Raw genomic sequence first — 4,466 nt, forward strand, 5'->3', positions numbered from 1 at the left:
CGTTTGACGAAGGAACAACTGCACCTGTGATGATGTTGTTACCAAACATTAAGGAACCAGCTACTGGTTCGCGGATGCCGTCAATGTCCACTGGAGGGGCTGCGATGAAGGCGATGATGTAGCAGATGGTGGCAGTTAGCAAGGTAGGAATCATCAAGACGCCGAACCAACCTACATAAATGCGGTTGTCGGTGGATGTTACCCAGTTACAAAACTGTTCCCACAGATTGGCGCTTTCGCGTTGCTGTAAAGTTGTGGTCATTTGTTTATGATTGCTGTATTTGGTTGTCAATGTTCGGATGATGTTTCTATTATTAACGGTCTCCTTAATGTTTGTAAAGGGTTCTAGCGACAGTAAAACTGACTAATGTTATAAGCTAGGGTTATGTTAAGTCTATGAGTATGGTCATTGGGCGTTATTGGCTATCAACTTTGCTCTCAATCACCTGCTGAACCTGTGAGGGTAGGTTCGACAAGAACTTCAACCGCGTTTCCCGCTCCGCTTGCTTCACCGATACTAGACGAAGCTTTTCCATCCCTTGCCCTTGACGCTGCCCGAGTTGGGCATCCTCACGGCGATCGCCTCCGAAGTGTTTGCTGTAACGGACTGCAACCCCAGCCCCTGTCTATCCAGCACCACGATAACTTTCCCAGTCTTTGTCGGACACACCTACCTCTACTCGTGGGTGGTGACATCAACGGGCAAGTTGGCTGATTGAGCCAAGAATCCCCACGCTTTCTTGCCCGTGAGTATCAAATCTGCGTGCTTGTATCGTTGGCTGGAGCAATATCAACTGCAATCACCGTAGCATAGGGATCGAGGGCAAGCGAGGGCACTTGAATCGTTAACTCCCCAAAAGGATCGGCACTTAACAGAGAATCGACAATGGCACAGCGAGTTGAGTATTGTAATGATTCCCCTCCAGCGACGAGAGAAACGGTTTGAATCCGTTTAATGGGTACACCTCTTACTGTTATTGAATCGTAGGGCTTCATCAGCAAGAATAAGTAAAAGCGATTGCCCCGCCGAGTAGAAGGGCCGTAGAATTGCCAAGGTTCCAGTCCAGCCTGTGTTCCTACGATACTCTGGGCATGGACAGCCATCCATTCTTCTACGAATTGCAACAGTTCCAATTGTTCAGATTGAATCTGCCCATTGCCCATTGGACTGACATTCAACAGCAGATTGCCACCTTTACTGGCAACTTCACACAGGGTATGGATAAGTTGGCGAGCTGACTTGAATTGGGTGTCCTTCGGGTTGTAACCCCAGCTTTCATTCAGAGTTAGGCAAGCTTCCCAAGTACGCTTCGGCGGTTGGGGGGGAATGAATTGCTCGCAGCTATCGAAGTCTCCAAATCCAGGGAGGCGATCGTTGATTAGCAAATGCGGTTGCAGCGAACGAATCATTTCATGTAGCTGTCTAGCTTGCCATTGCTCTGGTTGTCGCTCCCAACCGCCATCAAACCAAAGCAAGTCAATCTTTCCGTAGTTGCTCAACAATTCTCTGACTTGAGCGAACATAAATTCAAGGTAGCGCTCCCACTGAGAACTCGTCGGCTGTCGAAATTTCCCAAACTGATACGGTTTGTCGGCTTCTGTGAAAGCCGGGTAGTCAGGGTAATGCCAGTCAATTAAGGAAAAATACAACCCAATTCGCAAACCCTCCGCCCGCATCGCCTCCACAAATTCTCGGACAATATCTTTTTTGTACGGCGCATACTCGATAGAAAAGTCGGATTGCTGGGTATGAAATAAGGAAAACCCATCATGATGTTTAGCCGTCAAAATCACATACTGCATCCCCAACCGTTTCGCTAAATGCGCCCAAGTTTGAGGGTTGTATTCAGTCGGATTGAAAGTTTGCGCGGTGCGGTGATATTCCGCTACCGGGACATCTTGGCAGTACGGCAGGCTAAAGACGCCTCCGACCAACGGCCAAGATAATTCGTACCCACACTGGCTGCTATGACTCCAGTGAACAAACATTCCCAATCGTGCTGTCTCAAACCAGTTGTTTTCTTGAGTCATTGGTTCACCCTGAAATATAGGCGGTATTGTGAAAGAGTAAGGTTTACTCGCAGGTAAAATTAATAAACTAGGATAAACTTCTTTGTTTAATTGGGCTGAAATGAACTGCCCCAAATGTAACGCTACAGAGGTTTCTAAGAATGGTCATTGTCAAGGGCGACAATACTACAAATGCAAGCACTTTGGTCGCCCGTCCCTGAGCATTACCGCCGCTAGCAGTATTTCCCCTTCGGTACAGCAACTGTGTCTCACAATGTACCTCAACGGCATGGGACTACGAGGTATGGAACGAGTTACCGAGATCCACCATACCACTGTGATGCACGCTCATTCGAGAGGCCCGACATCTACTGCGCGATGCCCGAACATCTGAATAAATCCCAAAGGTAGCTGAACGCCAGGAACTGCAAACCTTGGTGGGTAACAAGCGCCACAAGCTGTGGATTTGAACAGCCGTCAATTCCCTTGCAAGCTGGATTTTTGGTTCTGGTGATAGGCGGGCGCAGGGCTGCCACCTTTAAGTGTTTGTGGACTTTTGTCAAATGCTGGCAATGTTTCTTTTATCCTGTTTGTTGGATGAACGACGGACGGAGATTATGCGATCGCGCTCATACAAAAGCGTGTTGACCTTGCTACACATCACCCGCACCCAGTTTTTAGTACGGTTGGCAACACCGGCGATCGTTCCCTCGATACTCACACGCCAGCAAAGCTGACCAGGCAAGCTCATCAAAGCGTTACCACAGCATTTTCGGTTTCTGGGAATAGCTTTGTACGGTTTTCTTCAATGCCAATTGCCCCTGACTTTTTCGCACTTATTCTGGCAAATACGACCAACAGGGTGGGGTTCTCCTGACTGTCTTTCCCACTTATAAAGCGGCATCATAATAACTGTAAGTAATGAGCTTACACCCAAACTTTCCTTATAAAGCTTTACCAATCTTTGAGGTGACAGATTATGTTGATGCGCTCTTGGCAGCCCTTCACGGAAATTGAAACGATCCGCCAGGAACTGGATAAAGTTTTTGACCAACTGGCAACAACGAAAGATAACTCTGGAGCCACTTGGATGCCCGCTCTGGAATTTGCTGATCTTGGGGACAACTTCGTATTAAAAGCGCAACTGCCTGGAATGGATCCCAAAGACATTGACGTTCAAGTCACTCGCGAAGCAATTTCTATCTCTGGCGAGCGTCGCTACGAAAACACAGACGAAAAATCTGGCTACGTCCGCTCTGAATTCCGTTATGGCAAATTCCACCGGGTGCTTCCCTTGCCCGCACACATTCAAAACGACTCTGTGCAAGCTGACTACAAAGATGGCATTCTGACGCTAACTCTGCCCAAAGTAACTGAAGCTCGTAATAAAGTCGTCAAGATTAATTTGGCCCAAATTGCTGAAGCTTCAGCGAATCCGGCTTTGGAACAAGCTAACCAATAACGATCGGCATTTGGTGTAACGAATGGTGGACTCAGTAAGCAGAAATGTGTACTTAACTGAGTGAGACAAATTTTCCCAAATTAAGCCTGATTGGATTTACCTAACAACAACGGAATTGGAAAAGTTGATACCGGGAGCTACCACTGCTCTCGGTATTCTTTATTTGGGAAAGCCGAGCGAAAAACTACCTACAGATGCCGTGAATCAGCGCTGGTTTCAGTTATATCATGTCCGAGCGATCGCCCATAATACATAGTCGGGGCCCGTTTGTGAGATTGTCCGTTAGGGGCAAATATTATTTGTGAACCCGCCCCTACAGGAATCAGGGTAATCGACCGGACATGATATTAGTAGGTCAAAATATTTCACGATTGGCAGACTCAATTTTATTGAGTCTGCCAAACTACAGAGCATTGGCGATCGCCTCCCATCCTTGGCTCATCTGTGGTAAAGTAGCACAGCTAGACATACCCGGCTAGCTCAAGCGCGATAGTTAAAGCGTCTCAACTAGGTGATACATCAATTCGGAAAGTAGCCACCCGATTTGATGTTAGTAAAGCATCTGTCCAACAACTAATGATTTTCTACTTTCCCAATTCCTCAATAGCTAATTAGCCCATGAATATTCATACCCTCTTGAGCCAAACCGAACGCCAACGGGTAAGTGATGGAGCCGTTTTACCCATCTTGAGCGGTTGCGAATCCTCTAGGAGGCAATTGGTTCTGTTATTGCCACAATTAGGAGATTTCGATAGCCTTGAATATGCTTGGTGGTTGCGGCGGGACGCTCAACGGCTGGAAACACAAGGGATAGCAATCCGAGCTGTGGGAATTGGTTCACTCTCCTCGGGTCAGAGGCCTCCACAAAAAAAATGATCCAACAGCTATGTGGGTTTAGCGAAAATTTCCACAAACCATTTTTGAAGATTGGGGAGGCGATTAATCTGGGTTTCAATTTCTGCCATAGCTAACTTGTTGAGTGTAACTCCTGTGG

The 4,466-nt window shown here is 47.2% G+C and carries 7 protein-coding genes and 1 pseudogene; 6 read left to right on the plus strand and 2 right to left on the minus strand.

The features are described 5' to 3' along the window. Positions 1-262 (minus strand): annotated as a pseudogene (locus ACUVJL_RS10570) (photosystem II q(b) protein); the annotation flags it as partial. 277 nt (positions 263-539) lie between these two features. Between ACUVJL_RS10570 and ACUVJL_RS10575 the strand changes: the two are divergent. Further along, a complete protein-coding gene (locus ACUVJL_RS10575) occupies positions 540-719 on the plus strand; it encodes a hypothetical protein (protein WP_445245804.1) in 180 nt (59 codons plus the stop codon). Between the two features lie 34 nt (positions 720-753). Here the strand turns inward: ACUVJL_RS10575 and ACUVJL_RS10580 are convergent, their stop codons facing one another. After that, entirely contained in the window at positions 754-2,031 is a 1,278-nt protein-coding gene (locus tag ACUVJL_RS10580; RefSeq protein WP_445245805.1) for an alpha-L-fucosidase, read from the minus strand. Between the two features lie 100 nt (positions 2,032-2,131). Here ACUVJL_RS10580 and ACUVJL_RS10585 point away from each other — a divergent pair, with 100 nt between their 5' ends. The 5 genes from ACUVJL_RS10585 to ACUVJL_RS10605 all read left to right on the plus strand — a co-directional run bounded on the left by ACUVJL_RS10585 (position 2,132) and on the right by ACUVJL_RS10605 (position 4,348). Further along, the gene (locus ACUVJL_RS10585) at positions 2,132-2,404 is read left to right on the plus strand and encodes a hypothetical protein (RefSeq protein ID WP_445245806.1); all 273 of its coding nucleotides are present in this window, start codon (positions 2,132-2,134) and stop codon (positions 2,402-2,404) included. A gap of 178 nt (positions 2,405-2,582) precedes the next feature. Further along, complete coding sequence (locus ACUVJL_RS10590; protein ID WP_445245807.1) at positions 2,583-2,747, plus strand: hypothetical protein; 165 nt, start codon at positions 2,583-2,585, stop codon at positions 2,745-2,747. Positions 2,748-2,989: 242 nt separating this feature from the next. Continuing rightward, positions 2,990-3,472 (plus strand): Hsp20/alpha crystallin family protein, encoded by a 483-nt coding sequence (locus tag ACUVJL_RS10595; RefSeq protein WP_445245808.1) that lies wholly within the window; start codon positions 2,990-2,992, stop codon positions 3,470-3,472. Between the two features lie 115 nt (positions 3,473-3,587). Then, positions 3,588-3,728 (plus strand): hypothetical protein, encoded by a 141-nt coding sequence (locus ACUVJL_RS10600; protein ID WP_445245809.1) that lies wholly within the window; start codon positions 3,588-3,590, stop codon positions 3,726-3,728. Positions 3,729-4,090: 362 nt separating this feature from the next. Beyond that, positions 4,091-4,348: a hypothetical protein gene (locus ACUVJL_RS10605; RefSeq protein WP_445245810.1), complete on the plus strand. Its 258-nt coding sequence runs from the start codon at positions 4,091-4,093 to the stop codon at positions 4,346-4,348. Positions 4,349-4,466: the final 118 nt, after the last annotated feature.

The sequence above is a fragment of the Microcoleus sp. OTE_8_concoct_300 genome, from assembly GCF_031383065.1.
In the GTDB taxonomy this organism is placed as follows: domain Bacteria; phylum Cyanobacteriota; class Cyanobacteriia; order Cyanobacteriales; family Microcoleaceae; genus Microcoleus.

Excerpts from the sequence above, each read along its gene's own strand:
- ACUVJL_RS10580 (WP_445245805.1), bottom strand. The coding sequence starts at position 2,031 with ATGACTCAAGAAAACAACTGGTTTGAGACAGCACGATTGGGAATGTTT.
- ACUVJL_RS10585 (WP_445245806.1), top strand. The coding sequence starts at position 2,132 with ATGAACTGCCCCAAATGTAACGCTACAGAGGTTTCTAAGAATGGTCAT.
- ACUVJL_RS10590 (WP_445245807.1), top strand. The coding sequence starts at position 2,583 with ATGTTTCTTTTATCCTGTTTGTTGGATGAACGACGGACGGAGATTATG.
- ACUVJL_RS10595 (WP_445245808.1), top strand. The coding sequence starts at position 2,990 with ATGTTGATGCGCTCTTGGCAGCCCTTCACGGAAATTGAAACGATCCGC.
- ACUVJL_RS10605 (WP_445245810.1), top strand. The coding sequence starts at position 4,091 with ATGAATATTCATACCCTCTTGAGCCAAACCGAACGCCAACGGGTAAGT.